This is a genomic window from Shewanella carassii (genome assembly GCF_019670705.1).
GTDB lineage: Bacteria > Pseudomonadota > Gammaproteobacteria > Enterobacterales > Shewanellaceae > Shewanella > Shewanella carassii.
The window spans coordinates 1,913,301-1,929,340 of sequence record NZ_AP024618.1 but is presented as its reverse complement, the minus strand read 5'-3'; the positions used below and the strand labels follow the sequence as shown (position 1 = coordinate 1,929,340).

The 16,040-nt window shown below is 52.7% G+C and carries 16 protein-coding genes; 3 read left to right on the top strand and 13 right to left on the bottom strand.

From position 1 onward, the window contains the following. Positions 1–78: 78 nt before the first annotated feature. Together ushA and K5621_RS08830 are read right to left on the bottom strand one after the other, a co-directional pair. Positions 79–1,773 carry a bifunctional UDP-sugar hydrolase/5'-nucleotidase UshA gene (gene ushA, locus K5621_RS08835; protein ID WP_221050967.1) on the bottom strand — a complete coding sequence of 565 codons (1,695 nt, stop codon included), beginning with the start codon at positions 1,771–1,773 and terminating at the stop codon, positions 79–81. Between the two features lie 400 nt (positions 1,774–2,173). Beyond that, a complete protein-coding gene (locus K5621_RS08830; protein ID WP_100142816.1) occupies positions 2,174–2,845 on the bottom strand; it encodes an alpha/beta hydrolase-fold protein in 672 nt (223 codons plus the stop codon). Positions 2,846–3,023: 178 nt separating this feature from the next. Here K5621_RS08830 and K5621_RS08825 point away from each other — a divergent pair, with 178 nt between their 5' ends. After that, positions 3,024–4,031, top strand: a complete 1,008-nt coding sequence (locus K5621_RS08825) for a glutathione S-transferase family protein (RefSeq protein WP_221050966.1) — start codon at positions 3,024–3,026, stop codon at positions 4,029–4,031. 4 nt (positions 4,032–4,035) lie between these two features. Here the strand turns inward: K5621_RS08825 and K5621_RS08820 are convergent, their stop codons facing one another. From K5621_RS08820 to K5621_RS08805, 4 genes are all read right to left on the bottom strand, one after another. Continuing rightward, on the bottom strand, positions 4,036–4,263 hold the full coding sequence (locus tag K5621_RS08820) for a DUF3389 family protein (protein ID WP_100142745.1): 228 nt from the start codon (positions 4,261–4,263) through the stop codon (positions 4,036–4,038). 70 nt (positions 4,264–4,333) lie between these two features. Continuing rightward, positions 4,334–4,816, bottom strand: coding sequence for an FKBP-type peptidyl-prolyl cis-trans isomerase (locus K5621_RS08815; protein WP_028779351.1), 483 nt, complete (start codon positions 4,814–4,816; stop codon positions 4,334–4,336). Positions 4,817–4,886: 70 nt separating this feature from the next. Then, positions 4,887–5,771, bottom strand: coding sequence for a WYL domain-containing protein (locus K5621_RS08810; protein WP_229671802.1), 885 nt, complete (start codon positions 5,769–5,771; stop codon positions 4,887–4,889). A 138-nt stretch (positions 5,772–5,909) separates the two neighbouring features. Further along, positions 5,910–7,121, bottom strand: coding sequence for a lytic murein transglycosylase (locus tag K5621_RS08805; RefSeq protein ID WP_425332460.1), 1,212 nt, complete (start codon positions 7,119–7,121; stop codon positions 5,910–5,912). Between the two features lie 209 nt (positions 7,122–7,330). On the opposite strand from K5621_RS08805, the gene K5621_RS08800 reads away from it, so the two are divergent. Both K5621_RS08800 and K5621_RS08795 read left to right on the top strand, forming a co-directional pair. Beyond that, positions 7,331–7,690: a DUF2750 domain-containing protein gene (locus tag K5621_RS08800; protein WP_025009498.1), complete on the top strand. Its 360-nt coding sequence runs from the start codon at positions 7,331–7,333 to the stop codon at positions 7,688–7,690. Positions 7,691–7,761: 71 nt separating this feature from the next. Next, entirely contained in the window at positions 7,762–8,394 is a 633-nt protein-coding gene (locus K5621_RS08795; protein WP_221050965.1) for a hypothetical protein, read from the top strand. Between the two features lie 9 nt (positions 8,395–8,403). Here the strand turns inward: K5621_RS08795 and K5621_RS08790 are convergent, their stop codons facing one another. The 7 genes from K5621_RS08790 to K5621_RS08760 all read right to left on the bottom strand — a co-directional run bounded on the left by K5621_RS08790 (position 8,404) and on the right by K5621_RS08760 (position 15,739). Beyond that, on the bottom strand, positions 8,404–9,342 hold the full coding sequence (locus K5621_RS08790; protein ID WP_100142748.1) for a chemotaxis protein CheV: 939 nt from the start codon (positions 9,340–9,342) through the stop codon (positions 8,404–8,406). Between the two features lie 226 nt (positions 9,343–9,568). After that, entirely contained in the window at positions 9,569–10,180 is a 612-nt protein-coding gene (locus K5621_RS08785) for a class I SAM-dependent methyltransferase (RefSeq protein WP_221050964.1), read from the bottom strand. Positions 10,181–10,245: 65 nt separating this feature from the next. Next, positions 10,246–10,839: a lecithin retinol acyltransferase family protein gene (locus K5621_RS08780; RefSeq protein ID WP_221050963.1), complete on the bottom strand. Its 594-nt coding sequence runs from the start codon at positions 10,837–10,839 to the stop codon at positions 10,246–10,248. A 148-nt stretch (positions 10,840–10,987) separates the two neighbouring features. Continuing rightward, positions 10,988–11,659, bottom strand: a complete 672-nt coding sequence (locus tag K5621_RS08775; RefSeq protein ID WP_221050962.1) for an exonuclease domain-containing protein — start codon at positions 11,657–11,659, stop codon at positions 10,988–10,990. 1 nt (position 11,660) lies between these two features. Then, the gene (locus tag K5621_RS08770) at positions 11,661–13,508 is read right to left on the bottom strand and encodes a DUF294 nucleotidyltransferase-like domain-containing protein (RefSeq protein ID WP_221050961.1); all 1,848 of its coding nucleotides are present in this window, start codon (positions 13,506–13,508) and stop codon (positions 11,661–11,663) included. 219 nt (positions 13,509–13,727) lie between these two features. Further along, positions 13,728–15,461, bottom strand: coding sequence for a sodium:solute symporter family protein (locus K5621_RS08765; RefSeq protein WP_100142753.1), 1,734 nt, complete (start codon positions 15,459–15,461; stop codon positions 13,728–13,730). Positions 15,462–15,472: 11 nt separating this feature from the next. Then, positions 15,473–15,739, bottom strand: a complete 267-nt coding sequence (locus K5621_RS08760; RefSeq protein WP_096141649.1) for a DUF4212 domain-containing protein — start codon at positions 15,737–15,739, stop codon at positions 15,473–15,475. Positions 15,740–16,040: the final 301 nt, after the last annotated feature.

The window sequence follows — 16,040 nt, the reverse complement described above, 5'->3', positions numbered from 1 at the left end:
ACCACATGACCACCCTGCTCTTTTGCCATAAAAAAAGCAGCCCCGAAGGGCTGCCTCTAAAGTGACTTAAAGTGCTATTTACTGAGGCACTTCACAACCCAGTGGGCTGTTGGAGTTTTCATAGACAATATCGCCTACCGGCGCGTAGTCAGCGGCTGTGATACTCTTCTTCTCTTTCAGGAAGCTGTAGAAGACTTCGGCATCCACATAACCAGTTTGTACCGGATCCAGCTTGGGATAGCCGTCACCGCCCGCGGCATTAAACCCAGGCACAGTGAAGGTGTAGCTGTCTGTTGCGCTGTAGTCCTTGCCGTTAACTTCGCTGATAGCGACCGACTTGGCCTGACAATCAACTGTCATTTTCACACCTGTGATCTGGGCATAAGCCCCTGAACCGCGCTGCATGGTGGCCACTACACCCAGATAATCGCTGAGCTCGGCACCTGTCATGGTGCTCAAGGTGATCATGTTACCGAAAGGTTGCACTGTCAGTACCTGACGGTAGCTGATATCACCGGCGGCGATAGAGTCACGTACACCACCCGAGTTCATCACGCCGATGTCGGCATTGACCTTGGAGGCCTGTGCCATGGCGAGCAAACGGCCCAGGTTAGTCTGCTGACCACGTACCACATCGCTATCGCCTTCTAGTTTGCCATCGGTAGTCGCGATAATTTCGCCCAGTTTTTCACTGCCCTTGTCCTGATACTGCTGCAGCACAGCCTTCACTGTAGTATCGGCAGGGATAGGCTCGCCGGCCAATTCCTCTGTCTTCTTGCCTTCGGCATCCAGTTTTCTCAGGTTGACCGGGATCAGCTTATAGCTGGCCAGGTGCAGTTTGCCGCCATAATATTCAAAATCGGCGCGGCCAACATACTTACCCCATTCATGGGCCTGCATGATCCAGGTGCCGTTCTGCTGATCGGGCAGGCACTCATCACCGGGGTTGAAATCGGCATAGCTCTGGCTGCCAGGCTCCATACAAACCGGATCTTGTGAGTGGCCACCTATGATGACCTGCAGCTTTCCCTCTTCCAGGGCGCGAGCCATGGCCACATCACCCGGGGCGTTACTACCGTTTTGGGCATCGGCATAGTGCCCCATGTGAGTGGTCGCCACTATGATATCGGCGACTTTGTTATCATTGAGCTCTTTGATGACCTTTTTGATCTCTTCTTTGGGATCGGTAAACTTAAGTTCGCCAACAACCTCAGGGTTACCTATCTTGTGGGTGTCTTCTGTGGTCAAACCTATGACAGCCACTTTAAGGCCTTTGACATCGAATACCTTGTAAGGCTCGAAATAGCGGGTGCCATCTTTTTTATAGATGTTGGCGGCCAACATGGGGAACTCGGCGAGCTCGCGCTGCATATCCAACACGCTCAGAGGGTTATCAAACTCATGGTTACCCACGGCCATGGCATCATAACCAATCAAATTCATGCCGATAAAGTCAGGCTCGGCATCTTGCAGATCCGACTCAGGCACACCTGTGTTGATATCACCACCGGAGAGCAACAGAGTCTGGCCGCCGTTGCTTTCCACTTCGCTGCGCAACCGTTCAATCAAGGTCTTACGAGCCGCCATACCATACTCACCGTCGCTGTTTTCCCAGAAACGGCCATGGTTGTCATTGGTGTGCAAAATGGTGAACTTGGTGCAGTTATCGGCGCCGCAGACTTCCGCTACCGGATCCTTGTCATCACTGTTACAACCGGCAAGCGCGGCCACAACGGCGGTCGCCAACAGTCCTTTCATCAGTTTATTAGCCATTATCAAATTAACCCCATGTTTTTATTTATTTTTGCCAACTTCATTAGCAAGCGATGAAGTAAACTTCCCGCGCACGACATACTAACAAGATTAAGTCGAACATGTGTCATTAATATTAATGACAGTGTTCTATAGGTGTGATTTTTAAGACGAAAAACAATAACTTTTGTTTACATGGGCGAACGTCAGCTTTCAACGAAAGGGGGCTTAAATGGAATAGATTTAAAGACCGGGTTTACTGGCCAGACACAACCAAACCTAACCTACTGTTATTTAACTAAATAATTAATTATCACTACCCAAGAAACTATTGTTTGGCAAAACAAACAGTCCTAAAGATCATCGTCTTGCTGGACTGTTTAATTTTCAAACACCTAACTCCTGGACGACTTAGTGCCAATTAGCTAAAACGCGCCTGCAGCCATTGGCTGATAAGATTCAGCTCCTGCGGCACTACGCCGTGCGCCATTGGGAAAGTGTGCCATTCAAGCCGATATCCCCCCAGCTCAAGCGCTTCTTTGGCCATACGTCCGGCACTGAGGGCAACCACATCATCCTGCTCGCCGTGGCATTGCAAAATAGGTGTATCACGGTTGGCGCGGCTCAAGTCTTCCGGCAACTGCTCACCACTCGGCAAATAACAGGACAGCGCCATAATACCGGCCAAGGCTTCGGGATAGCGCAGTGCAGTAAAGAGGCTCATCACCCCACCTTGGCTGAAGCCGGCAAGCACAATGCGGTTGGCGGCAATGCCCTGGGCGACTTGCTGATCTATGAGTTGTCGAACCAAACGCTCGGATTGCAGTACCCCAGCCATATCGGCTCTGTCATGGAGGTTGAGGCTCTTGATGTCATACCAGGCGCGCATCACATAGCCACCATTGACAGTAACAGCCTGCTCCGGCGCATGTGGAAACACAAAGCGTATCGAGTGATCGGCTGGCAATCCCAAGGCTGGCACCACAGGGGCAAAGCCGTCACCCGAGTCACCCAAACCATGCAACCAGATAACACAGGCCGTGGCCGGCTCGCGGGGTTCAACAACAACGGCATCCAGGGTCGTTGACGACATAACAACTTCCTTCTTGATAGGCAAAAATGTGACCGATATCATATCAGGCTAAGACTTCCTTGCCAGCACCATTCTAAAAATTCGAATAAAAACACATGTATTTCGCACTTTACCCATAAATAACCTCCACCTAGACTGAAATGCGAGCCATAGAGCAAAGCGGTTAAAGGAGCGACAGATGGGATTATTGCAGCAGGGCAAATGGGTTGACCAGTGGTATCAGACAGACAAAAGCGGCGGCAAGTTCGTCCGTGAAGATGCAAAGCTGCGAAACTGGATCACCCCGGATGGCAGTCCTGGCCCCAGTGGCCAAGGCGGATTCAAGGCCGAGCCGGGCCGCTATCATCTCTATGTTTCACTCGCTTGCCCCTGGGCCCACAGAACCTTGATATTTCGCGCCTTGAAGGGATTGGAAGCGCTTATCTCTGTGACTGTGGTCGAGCCCCATATGTTACAAAACGGCTGGGAATTTGCCACAGAGGCGGGTCCAAAGGGTGGCCACCCTATCCAGGGGGCCGAGCAAGACCCTTTGTTTGGCAAAGCATTCCTCTACCAAATTTATCAGCTCGCCGCGGCCGATTACAGCGGTCGGGTGACAGTACCTGTGCTGTGGGACAAACATCATCAGACCATAGTCAGCAATGAATCATCGGAGATCATCCGTATGTTCAACTCAGCCTTCGATCATCTGACCGGCAATAACCTGGACTTTTATCCGCCCCATCTGAGAGAGGAGATAGATACGCTCAACGAGTTCATCTATCCCAATATCAATAACGGGGTTTACCGGGCCGGTTTTGCCACCTCACAACAAGCCTATGAAGAGGCCTTTGAGCAGCTGTTCAGTGCCCTTGACAGATTGGAGTTGCAATTGAGTGAACGCCGCTTTCTCACCGGTTCACAAGTCACTGAGGCCGACTGGCGCTTGTTTACCACCTTAATCCGTTTCGATGCCGTCTATGTGGGCCACTTCAAGACCAATAAACGCCGCATTGAAGACTACCCGGCGCTGAGCCAATACCTGCGCGATCTGTATCAGTACCCCGGTATTGCCGCCACGGTCAACTTTGAACATATCAAACAGCACTACTACTACAGCCATGGACAGATAAACCCCAGTCGTATCGTGCCCCAGGGCCCCGAGTTAGACTATCAGCGCAGCCATCAACGCCACAGACTGGAATAGTAAATCACTCGGGCGTCAGGCCGTAAAAGTCTGCCAGTTGCTGGAGCTGTTCATCTGAGTCGAGCCGCAGCTGCCAACGCACGGCGCCGGCATCGGCCAGCAGAATGCAAGGGCCTTTGAGCAAACGGATATCGTCGCTCAGCGCCATCAACACTGTCTGCATGGTCGGCAAGCGTACCTGCAGCTCATTGGGACTCAGCAGCAATCGCCCCTGCTCGCAGTCAATTTTCATCCCCACTCCTCTCAATGGTTTCTCAATCAAAAACGCCCGCTAAAGCGGGCGTTTTCAGTTAAAGCCAAACTCAGTGGTGATGACCACCGACGCCATGGGCATGACCATGGGCTATCTCTTCATGGGTGGCTTCACGGGCAGAGACCACTTCAATATCAAAGGTCAGCTCGCGACCGGCCAATGGGTGATTGATGTCCACAGTGGCCATAAACTTGCCCACCTTGAGCACAGTCACTTGACGCTGGCCTTGATCTGTATTGACTATCGCGCGCATGCCTGGCTTCCATACTTTGGCGCCCATCAGGTGTTTTACCGATACGCGCTGCTCGGCGCCTTCAACCCGCTCACCGTAAGTTTCAGAGGCAGGCAAGGTCACACTGAACTTGGCACCTATCTCTTTGCCTTCGATGGCTTTCTCGACTCCAGGCATCATGTTGTCATGGCCATGCAGATAGGCGATGGGATCGTGCCCCTCGTTGGTTTCCAGCACTTCACCCTTTTCATCGCGCAGTGTGTAATTGAACTGCACCACCATATCTTCTTTAACACTCATTCTGAGTCCTCAGTATTCATGATTCCGGCGCAGCTTAACAAAACTGTCGCCTGCACTCCACTGCTTTGAATTAACGCCCTGCGCCCGGCACTATCGCCAGATGCTCGAGTCGCTCCAGCACCTGGTGGTTTTTCAATGCCAACTGACAAACACCACCATCGATTTGATGCCTGGTGGAGCAATCCACACTCCAGCTGCGCAGCAGATATCCGGCCAAGGCCGCGTTGCTGGCCACCTTGAGTTCACCATCTTCCATACGATAGTCGAGCATAATCGCCTCCGGATGCTTCAGGCTCGGATGGGGTACCAACACCAGTTCCACCGGCGTCAACCAGTTGCCGTCGGCCGCCGGTTGCTCCTTGGGCAAGGGAGAGCCTTCAAGTTCTCTGGCCTGCTTGATACGGGTCACCACAAAGTCGTTGAACTTGCCATGCTGTCTGTCAAATGCCCGTACATGCCAGCGCTGGCCGTTGTTGACCAGGGCATGGGGCACAATTTCACGGAGGGTTTCACCGCTTGAGGTGGAAACATATTGCAGCGCCAGCGCCTGCCCTTGCTGAATCGAGCGCATCAGCGCCGCGATAATCTCGGTATCCGGATGAATAAGCCGCACCGCATCGAAACAGACCTGGCTGGGCACCAGGGGCTGTGACAAACCATCACCAAAGCCACGGGCCAGCCCCGAGAGAATGGCTTCAGGATCGTGATGAAACAAGGGCTTGAATTCATGCTGGCGCTGATAATGACGACTGGGGTGCATCAGCTTGAGGTTCTGCGGCGCCAATTCGCGATAGAGGCTGAAGTCGCGGGTGGCGGCCGCCAATCCGGTGGCAAACTTGGCAATCAGATCCTGACGACTGACCTGGCCAAAATATTGCAGACTGAAATCGATAAAGGCAAGACGCTGACGCTGGCCGTGACTCAACTTATCTATGTTGCTCATCTCGCTGCTCATATCATTCCCTGAGTTCAATAGGTGAGGGAGAACGCCAATTTCTGCTGCCGACATTATCCGCCGGGCAGTTGCTTGGCGCCTTTATGAGCTAACATTAGCCAATCCCTTGGCTGCTGGCAATCATTTTGATTAGCAGAACTAGAGTCCCAGGGCTTTAAAGGTTTCGGCAGAGGGGAAGCCGTCGGCTACCAAGCCTTTGCTGAGCTGAAACGCCTGTAAACTGGCGCGGGAGTTACGCCCGAGAATACCGTCCGGCTTTCCGGCATCAAACCCCTGCTCATTGAGCTTTTGCTGCAGCGCCTTTATCTGGGCGCGGCTCAAGCGGGTTTGCTGCGGCGGTGCTTTGGCAAGCCGTCCGGCGCCACTTATTCTGTCGGCCAAATGGCCTACTGAGATGGCATAAAACTCAGAACGGTTCCAACGCTGGATCACCTGGAAGTTATCGTAGCCGAGAAACGCAGGGCCCTCGTGCCCGGCGGGCAGATAGAGTGTGGCTTCCATCTGGGCCTGTGGCAGCACCTGGCCATTGCTCTGGGTCAATCCCAGCGCCTGCCAGTCGGCGAGAGACTTTTTCTGCCCCAGATACTGATAATCAAATGATTCAGGTAAGCGAACCTCCCTGCCCCAGCGTTCGTTGCGCTGCCACCCCAGGTGAGCAAGAAAGTTTGCCGCCGAGGTCAGGGCATCGTCTATGCTGTTCCAGAGATCCGCCTTGCCGTCACCGTCACCATCGACGGCATAACTGGCGTAGGCACTGGGCATAAACTGGGTGTGTCCCATGGCACCGGCCCAGGAGCCTTGCATATCGGCCGCAGCAAAACCATATTTCTGGCTCAGCTTCAGCGCTGTCATCAACTCCTGGGTAAAGAAACCCGAGCGGCGGGAGTCACAGGCCAGGGTTGCCAGCGAGTCCAGGACCGGCATCTTACCCTTGTAGCCTCCGAAATTGGTCTCCATGCCCCAGAAAGACAAGAGATATTGCGGCGGCACGCCATACTCGCGCTTGAGCTTATCCAGCAGCGCCTTGTGCTCAACCAGCAATTCCCGGCCCTTGGAAACCCGCCAATCTGTTACCCGCTTATCGAAATAGTTGGCAAATGTCTGGGTAAACTCGGGCTGACTGCGATCCAGCTCTATCACTCTGGGGACAAACTTGAGTGGCTTAAGATGTGAGTCGATGGTCTGTTGACTGATGCCCTCGTTAAGGGCCTTGTCCTGCAACTCCACAATACACTGAGGAAAAGCCGCTTCCCCGGCTTTTATCAGGGCTTCTACAGGATCCTCATTCTGGGGGGCTGCCAGCGTTTGCGTGGCCAGCAGCAGGGGAAACCAGGATAATACTCTGAACACCTTCCGACTCCTTAAAAGATTAAACACCCCATCGAGTTCCATCCTAACCAGTCGCTCAACGTTTTTTAAGCCCCGCAGGCATAATTCCCTGTCGTTGAGTCGATTTTTAAGCATTTATTCCTGTTTGTTCATCTGAGGTTAAGATTAACTTGGACTCCAGTGCTTATGCCGTATAATGGCGCCACTAACCCTTGCTCAAGAGAGAGATCATGACTGATTTAGCGCCGGCACTGAGCCAATTTATCGATAACGTCAAAGAGCACCAGCAGGTGTGGGGCTTACAGGACGACTCCGGCGAAGGCTGGGTGGTGTGTGACTCCAGCGAATATGAAGACACAGATGTCATGCCTTTATGGTCTGATCAGGCGGTGGCCCAGAGCCATTGTACCGAGGAGTGGGTCAACTTCGCACCAGTAGCGATTTCACTGGAAGAGCTGCTGGAGTTCTGGATTGAAGATCTCAACGAAGATGGCGTATTGATTGGTATAGATTGGCGTGCCGAGCAGGAATGTCCCGAAGTTGAGCCGGTAGAGTTGGCCAAGTTCCTGGTGGATGTGGAAGCCGAATAAGCTTTACCCGGTCGGGAGTCGCCAAGACTCCCGACTTCTTTTAAGACTCAGAGCAGCATCTGCACAACCCTATGCCCTGTCCCTTGGTCGACATCCCCTTTAATTGCCGTCACAGTTGCTGGTTTTGTGCCGAGCCCTGCGAACACGTTTTTGCCTTTGAAGCCTCCCCCAATGCAGAACATGCCTCACTGAGCGTGCCCGCCTGTAAGGAGTGCCTGACGCTAGCCCGCAAAAATCCTCTCACCTCGATATACGAGTGCCGTATTGCTGTTAAAGATGCGCTGATGAAGCGCTACGCCAAACATCTGGCCATAGGGTTGAATTGGACCAGTGAAGAGCTGGAAGAATCGGAGTTTTCCTGCAAAATTCTTGGCGGTTTTAAACGCAGCGCCTGGTTTATGTATGAAGTGGCCAGAGACAGGATCAATGCCAAAGGTTGGCCCCTCTGTATTGAAGGCGTTCCGCTGAGCGACGAGACCCCAAATACCGGGTTTGACTTCGACGGCTTGCACTACAGCTCAGTGTTTGCCGCCATAGAGCACTACGCCAAAAATTTTTCGTTGGATAAAGACTTTCTGCAGGCCTTGACGGCCATCTGCGGCCGCAACAGATTTGCCTTTGCCGTGCGCTTGGCCAGGCTCAATATCGCCGCGGACAAACGCACCAAAAAGCAACTTATCCGCGAGCTGGAGCAGGAATACTGAGGTTAGGTATCAATCCAACAGTCGCATTCTGTCCTGTACGGCTTCCACCAGCAGATCCGGCTGGAACTTGGATATAAAACGATCGCAGCCCACTTTTTCCACCATCGCCTTGTTAAAGCTGCCGCTGAGAGAGGTATTGAGGGTGATATAGAGTTCGGCCATCCGCTTGTCGTTGCGCACCTCATAGGTTAGACGGTAACCGTCCATTTCAGGCATCTCAGCATCGGTGATCATCATCAAAATCTGATCTGTCACCTTGAGCCCCTGATCGCACCATGACTTGAGCAGCGTCAGCGCCTCGCGACCATCGCTGCATTCAATCACCTCGAGCCCCAACTGCCCCAAAGTATCACGTACCTGACGTCTGGCCGTAGGCGAATCATCGACAATTAAAATCTTGTGCCCCGGCATCTTGGCCACCAAGGACTCATCCAGTACACCTTCGGAGAGACGCACATCATAGTGGATGATCTCCGCCAACACCTTTTCCACATCGATAATCGACACCAACTCAGTTTTACCCTGAGTCTCAATACGGGTAATGGCGGTGAGGTAATGATTGCGGCCGGCAGTTTTCGGTGGCGGCATGATATCGCCCCAGGTCATATTAACAATATGCTCAACCTTACCCACCAGAAACCCCTGCACGCTGCGGTTGTATTCTGTGATGATCAGGTTGGCATCGTCACCGGCAGGCATCGGCGAAAAGCCTATGGCGCTGCGCAGATTAATGACAGGGATGGAAGTACCGCGAATATTAGCAACGCCGCTGATAGCAGGATGGCTGCCGGGCATGGCCGAGAGCTCCGGCAATTTCACCACCTCTTTAACCTTAAACACATTGATGGCAAAGAGTTGAGTTGAATTAATTCTGAATAACAGTAACTCCAGCCGGTTCTCACCCACAAGTTGTGTGCGCTGATCTACTGATTCCAATACGTTAGCCATAACGACTGCTTTCCCGATTTACCGCTATCTAATGGACAAATTATAGTGGTAAAGCCGTTCAACAAACCATGTCCTAGGGCAAATTTAAGCTAAATTGTCTTAAATGATACGCACTTGGCTACAGTTATATCGGTAGAGTTAAACGCATCAGTGCTTATAGAGTGAAGCTGGGCAAAACCCAACCGCCAAGTACAACAAGGCCCAGCTCGCCCCGTGATTATGCTGCTCAAGCTTTGCCGGCGGTTTTACGGGCCAAGATGATACCCGCCAGCGCCGGCAACTGGTGTTGGCGGATAATCTCAAAGTTGCCGCTATCTTCAAGAACAGCCAAGAGTTCAGCGTGATTGAAACGGTTTTCCTGGGGATGTTCAAACAGACGCCGACTCAAGGGATTACAGATAGCGGCGCGATAAAGCTCTTCCAGTACAAAATAGCCACCAGGGCGCAATACCCTGTGTACTTCGGCCACCGCCTGTTGCCAATCCGGAATATGATGAAAGGCGGCAAAATCGACCACAAGGTCAAACTGGCTATCGGCAAAAGGCAAGGCGCTGCCATCACCCTGGCACAGATGCAACCAGTTTTGATCCGAATACCGCCCGGCGCAGTGGCTGACCATGTCGAGATCAAAATCGAGCGCCCACACTTCTTCCGCCCCCAGCTCCTGACGCACAAGCGCTATTCCCTCACCAAAGCCGCAGCCTATCTCCAAGGTGCGACTAAAAGCCGGTAAAGGCTTGGCAAACAACTTCAACAACATCCGCCGCTCCAGCCGCCTTTGCAGCCACAAACGCAGCGGATGCCTGACTATCGATTTTTCAAAGCGATTGAGTTGCATGAATGGCGATCCACCCAAGATAATTCATGGTTAACATTTAAGCGCTCTTACGGCGACAATCATCTTCACTCGTCCCCAAAGGGTTCCAGCGGCAGTTGATCCCAATAGATGCCCTGCCCGAAGAAGTCTTCCAACAGTTGATTGAGCCGTGAAAAACTGCTCACCCTTTGCGGCTTGCCACTGATACAGTGCCACACGTACCTGTGGCAGTTATTGTCAAACAGGTCATAATCCCGATACTGAAACAGGCTCTCGCAGGCGCGGGCCAACGCCTGTTCGCTGACCAAGGGCATTCTTTGATGATCGCAGGCAACAAACACCTTGCTACCGCTGCGACCTGCCAGGAAACGCTTCACCGATACTGGCCGCACCAGGCCGCTGCCGTGGAGTTCGGCCAACATACCGTCACCGAGCCAGATACCTGTGTGTTCAATGACCCCGAATACGTGGCAGCACACCAGCATCCCGGGCTGTACTTGTTTGACACTCTGACTGTGAAACCATTCACTGGGTGTCAGCCGCGCCTGCCCCTTAGTCCCCTTTGTCGGCATATCCTTGAGTACTCGATTGCGGGCGACTTTCTTACGCTTCTGTCCTTCATCGGCAAGCCACACGGCGCCGAGTGCGGCAGAGCCGAGCCAGAGTAACGGAAGTGCCATAGCTTTGCTCCTTAACGCTTTGAGTGACATCTTGAAATTAATCGAATTCAGGCCGCTTGGCAAAGTTCAATTCGACCAAGCTCAGTTCAGCCAAAGCTCTGATCAGCGTCAAACCAAGGGAATACACCCAGGAAGTGTTCAAAGGCTACTATACCCAGGAGAGGAAATCGGCCACAGGCTCTTTGGCGGCATCACAGCTTTGCGCCAGAAACAGCTCACCACAGGCCAGCGCATCAGTCAGGGCATTGTGGGCCGAATACGGCGGCAGATGATAGCGGCTGCGGCTAGCGCCGAGGCGCAGACTACCGCTTGGCAGCACCTCCTGTTGCCGCTGTAGGCGGGTCTTTTCCAGCAGCAGGGTATCTATCACGGGAAGGTGCAACTTAGTACCATATGCCTGCAGACAAAGTCGGCTGAGAAAAGCGCAGTCCAAAGGAGCATGATGCATCAGTAAAATGCGCCCCTGACTTTGCCGTAACAGCCAAGGCAAGAGCTGTTCGGGCGCCAGCGCCCCCTGTTCAAGATGGCGATCCATAATGCCGTGAATCGTGGCGCTCTGACCGACACTGCCATCAATACTCACCAATTTGTGGCGCGCGCCGCTGAGCTCCAGTCTGCCTTTGTTGATGGGCACCACACCGATGGAGAGGATCTGATCGCAACCCGGCTCTAGGCCGGTCATTTCCAAGTCCAGCGCCATCAAAGGCGCCTCTGCCACAGGTTTGGATAACACAGGACTCAAGGCCTGGTAAAAAGATTTGAGTGGCTCTCTTGCCTGCCAACAATGCCAGGCCAGGCGGGTTCTATGCAGCAAAGGCATCTTAGAAACTCCGGGTAAATTTGAGTTTCAGCGCCGCCTGGGCATCATGCACCACCTTGAAGGCATCCCTGAGTTGATGACGCATCAGTGAAGAGAGTACCTGCGGCATCAGAAAATTGCTTATCTTCTGGCCCTGCTCAAACTGACGCCCCTGATTGGCCAGCCGCATATGGGCAATAAATTCATGGGCATCGGCAAGATTGAGGGCATCTTTGCGGCTCAACAGCTTGCTCTCCATCAGGGCGCGGATCCGTTTGGCGGTATTGACCTCTTTGATACCGGTGGCCAAGGCATATACCCGGGCGATGTCATTGATAAGGGCGCTGCCCCTGTGTTTAAGATCCATCCCCTTGACCTCACTGCCATCCCTGTCGAGCACGAATTGGCGGAAGAATCCCAATGGCGGCGACTCACTTAAGGCATTGCCGGTCAGGGCCGCCAGAAAGATATCGTTATCTTTGGTCTGCACCAGCACCTTGTCTTGCAACGCATCGAACAGGCTGTCCGGCCCATATACGGAGCGCATATCGAAAAAGATGCTGGCATGCATCAAGGCCTTGGGCTCAGGGATATTGACCCAAGAGGCAAACTTCTGTTGCCAACTTGCCAGCGACAAACACCAGTTGGGGTTTTGCGCCATGATATCCCCAGGGCAGTATACATAACCGCATTCGTTGAGCCCGGCGCACACCCCCTTGGCCAAGGCCTGAAAGTAACCTCTGGCATGCTCATCCGGCTCTTCGGCCAGCAATAAACCATTGTCCTGATCCGAGCAGGCGGCCTGATCCTGGCGCCCCTGTGAGCCAAATGCCAACCAGCAAAACGCCATCGGCGCCTCCCCAAGCAGCGCCTGATGGAGCTGGATAAGCCTGCGGGTAAGCGCATCGGTAACTGAGGTCAGTACCCGACCAATCTCCTCGGCGCGGGCATCGGCGCTGATAAGGTTTTGCAACAGAAGTGGAATTTGCCGACTGACACTGATGAGGCTTTGTAAATCTTTTTGCCGCTCTATCTCGCCAATCAGCAGCAAAGGTTGGGATGCCTGACTGCGCAATATGTCTGTGCTGGTGATCATCCCCACCGGCAACTCTCGCTCCATGACCGGCAGATGGTGAATGTTGTGCTCGCTCATCAGCAGCATGGCTTCAAATACCAGGGCCTGGGCATCTATGTATACGGGCTGGCGGGTCATGGCTTGAAACACGGCTTCATTGCCGGTAAGCCCCTCGGCCAGCACCCGATTACGCAGATCCCTGTCGGTGAGGATCCCCACCAGTTTGTGATTATCCAGAACCAACACAGACGACACCCTGTGCTTGCGCATCAGCTTGGCCGCATCGGTAATGGAAAGACGGTGATCGACACTGACAGGCTCATGGGTCATCAGGGTGCTGATCCGGCTGGTGGTGGTCAAATCTTTAGCCCGAAAACGCCCTTGATGACGCAACCGCTTGGCATAGGCGCGGTTGAAGAAGCGATCGAAGCTGCGGCACTCCAGGCGCAGAGTGTCAAACAGTGCTGGCGGCACATGATAGACCAAACCATCTTCGAGGATCAGCACCTTATTACTGATCTCCTCGCCCGACAGCAAAGAAGGAAAGCCGAAACAATCGCCCTCCCCCAAGCGATCCAGCAACTCGCCCTCGGCATCGCGCACTTCAAAGGCCCCGCTGCGAACGATATAAAGCATGGGGTTGGCCGAATCCAGCGGCACGGCTTTCATCGACTTGCTGTAATAACCTATGCTGATGGCGCGGCAACATTGCTCCAGCAAGGGTTGCGGCAGTTCATCGAAAGGAACCGTCTGTTGCAGAAAGCTGCGAATAGGCAGCAGTTCACTCTCATCCATGGGCGGCCTTTAAAGTTGGACTGACTCACCACAGTATTGCCCACTCTGGAGAATGCTGACTATCTGGCTTTAGTCGAATACCACCATCCCTGAAACAGAAAACCCGAAACTGAAAGTCCAAACTAAAAAAATAGAAGGTTGAATATCCAACCCAAGCGAAATTGATAAAAAAATCCCCCGGCTATGCGGGGGATCCTCTACTTGAGCAGCATCAGACTATCAGTGATCCTGCGCCGTGCCAGCCCCTTTGGGGAAGCGAATAGACTCCACCATTTCCTGCACATGCTCAGGAACAGCAGCAGTCATCTTGGCAACGATAATCGCCACCGCAAAGTTGATTATCATGCCTACCATGCCGATACCTTCAGGTGAAATACCAAACAGCCAGTTCTCGGCGCTATTACCCGCAGGATTAATGAACTTGAAGTAGATGATATAAGCCGCGGTAAAGCCAAGCCCCACTACCATACCGGCTATGGCCCCTTCCTTGTTCATTGACTTAGAGAAAATCCCCATCACGATTGCCGGGAACAGTGACGATGCCGCCAAGCCAAAGGCAAAGGCCACCACTGCCGCCACAAACCCGGGCGGATTAATCCCGAAGTAACCGGCAATCACTATACCAACAGCCGCCGCGGTTCGGGCGTAGAACAACTCCTTCTTGTCTGAAATGTCCGGCATAAAGTTTTTCTTCAACAAGTCATGGGATACCGAGGTTGAGATAACCAGCAGCAAGCCCGCAGAAGTCGAAAGCGCCGCCGCCAGACCACCGGCTGCCACCAGAGCAATCACCCAAGCCGGCAGATCGGCGATTTCAGGGGTCGCCAGCACCATGATATCGCGATCGATATTCATCTCGTTGCTGCTGTCGTCGGTGAGGTTACCCTTGGCGTAGTACATCTTGCCGTCGCCGTTTTTATCGTTCCACTTGATAAGCCCGGTCGTTTCCCAGTTTTTGATCCACTGCGGCGCCGACTCATAGGCAACACCGGTCGATTCAGGGCCATTGATGGTTTCAATCATGTTTACCCGAGAGAATGCCGCCAGAGCAGGCACTGTGCTGTACATGATGGCGATAAACACCAGCGCCCAACCGGCACTGATACGGGCATCTTTTACCTTAGGTACGGTAAAAAAGCGCACGATCACGTGCGGCAGACCGGCAGTACCCACCATAAGCGCGGCCGTGATAGCGAATACATCTATGGTACTCTTGGCGCCTTCTGTGTATTCAGTGAAACCCAGCTGGGTTTGCAGACCATCGAGCTTTTGCAGTAGATACACCCCGGTATCATTCCCGGCGGCATCTATCAGCTCAGCACCAAAACCGATTTGTGGGATAACATGGCCCGTCATCATCACAGAGATAAAGATGGCCGGAACCATAAAGGCGAAGATCAGCACGCAGTATTGCGCCACCTGAGTGTAGGTGATCCCCTTCATGCCACCGAGCACGGCGTAGAAGAATACTACCGCCATACCGATATACACCCCAGTGTCGACATCCACTTCCAGGAAACGGGAGAACACCACCCCAACGCCACGCATCTGCCCGGCAATATAAGTAAAGCAGATGAAGATGGCGCAAATCACGGCCACAACTCGGGCCGCCTGGGAGTAATAACGCTCACCAATAAAGTCAGGTACAGTGAACTTACCAAACTTGCGAAGGTAAGGTGCCATGCACAAAGCCAGCAGCACATAGCCACCGGTCCACCCCATCAGATACACGCTGCCATCGTACCCCACAAAGGAAACGATACCCGCCAATGAGATAAAAGAGGCAGCCGACATCCAGTCTGCAGCCGTGGCCATCCCGTTCATAACCGGGGGCACCCCACCACCTGCAACATAGAAATCCTTGGTAGAGCCGGCTCGCGACCAGATGGCAATCCCGATATAAAGGGCAAACGAGAGCCCCACAATCAAAAACGTTAATGTTTGAACATCCATCGGCCCACTCCTTAGTCTTCGTGTACGTTATATTTTTTATCTAAGGCATTCGCTTTGGCCGCATAAACGAAAATCAGCGCTACGAACACATACATGGAACCTTGCTGGGCAAACCAGAAGCCAAGCTTGAATCCCATAAAATGAATTTCATTGAGAACATCCACCAGTAAAATTCCACAACCGTAGGAAACAGCAAACCAGATGGCCAGTAGTCCCAGTACCAAGCGCAAGTTTTCGCGCCAGTACCCCTTTGCCTTGTCATTGTTTTCAAAACCCATAGCGACTCCCCTGTGGTAATAATTATTAAGTCACAGTTAATCTAGCAACCGCCGGGAACGTCACAATCAAGACCTTAGTCTAAGCCAAAATTCACACACCATTAACAATTCAACAAAGTAATTTATTATCAAAAACTTATAAACATATCCCTCGATAAAACGCTCGTTTAATTGACGCTTATTATTAGACCAATGTCGAAGTGATTTTCAGCATAATTTGATAAAAAAGCGGCTCTTTTCCGCCATATAGTGAATAGAGCAAGAGTCCAACTCTCTTGATGAAAAGTGGTCAAAATGGAGT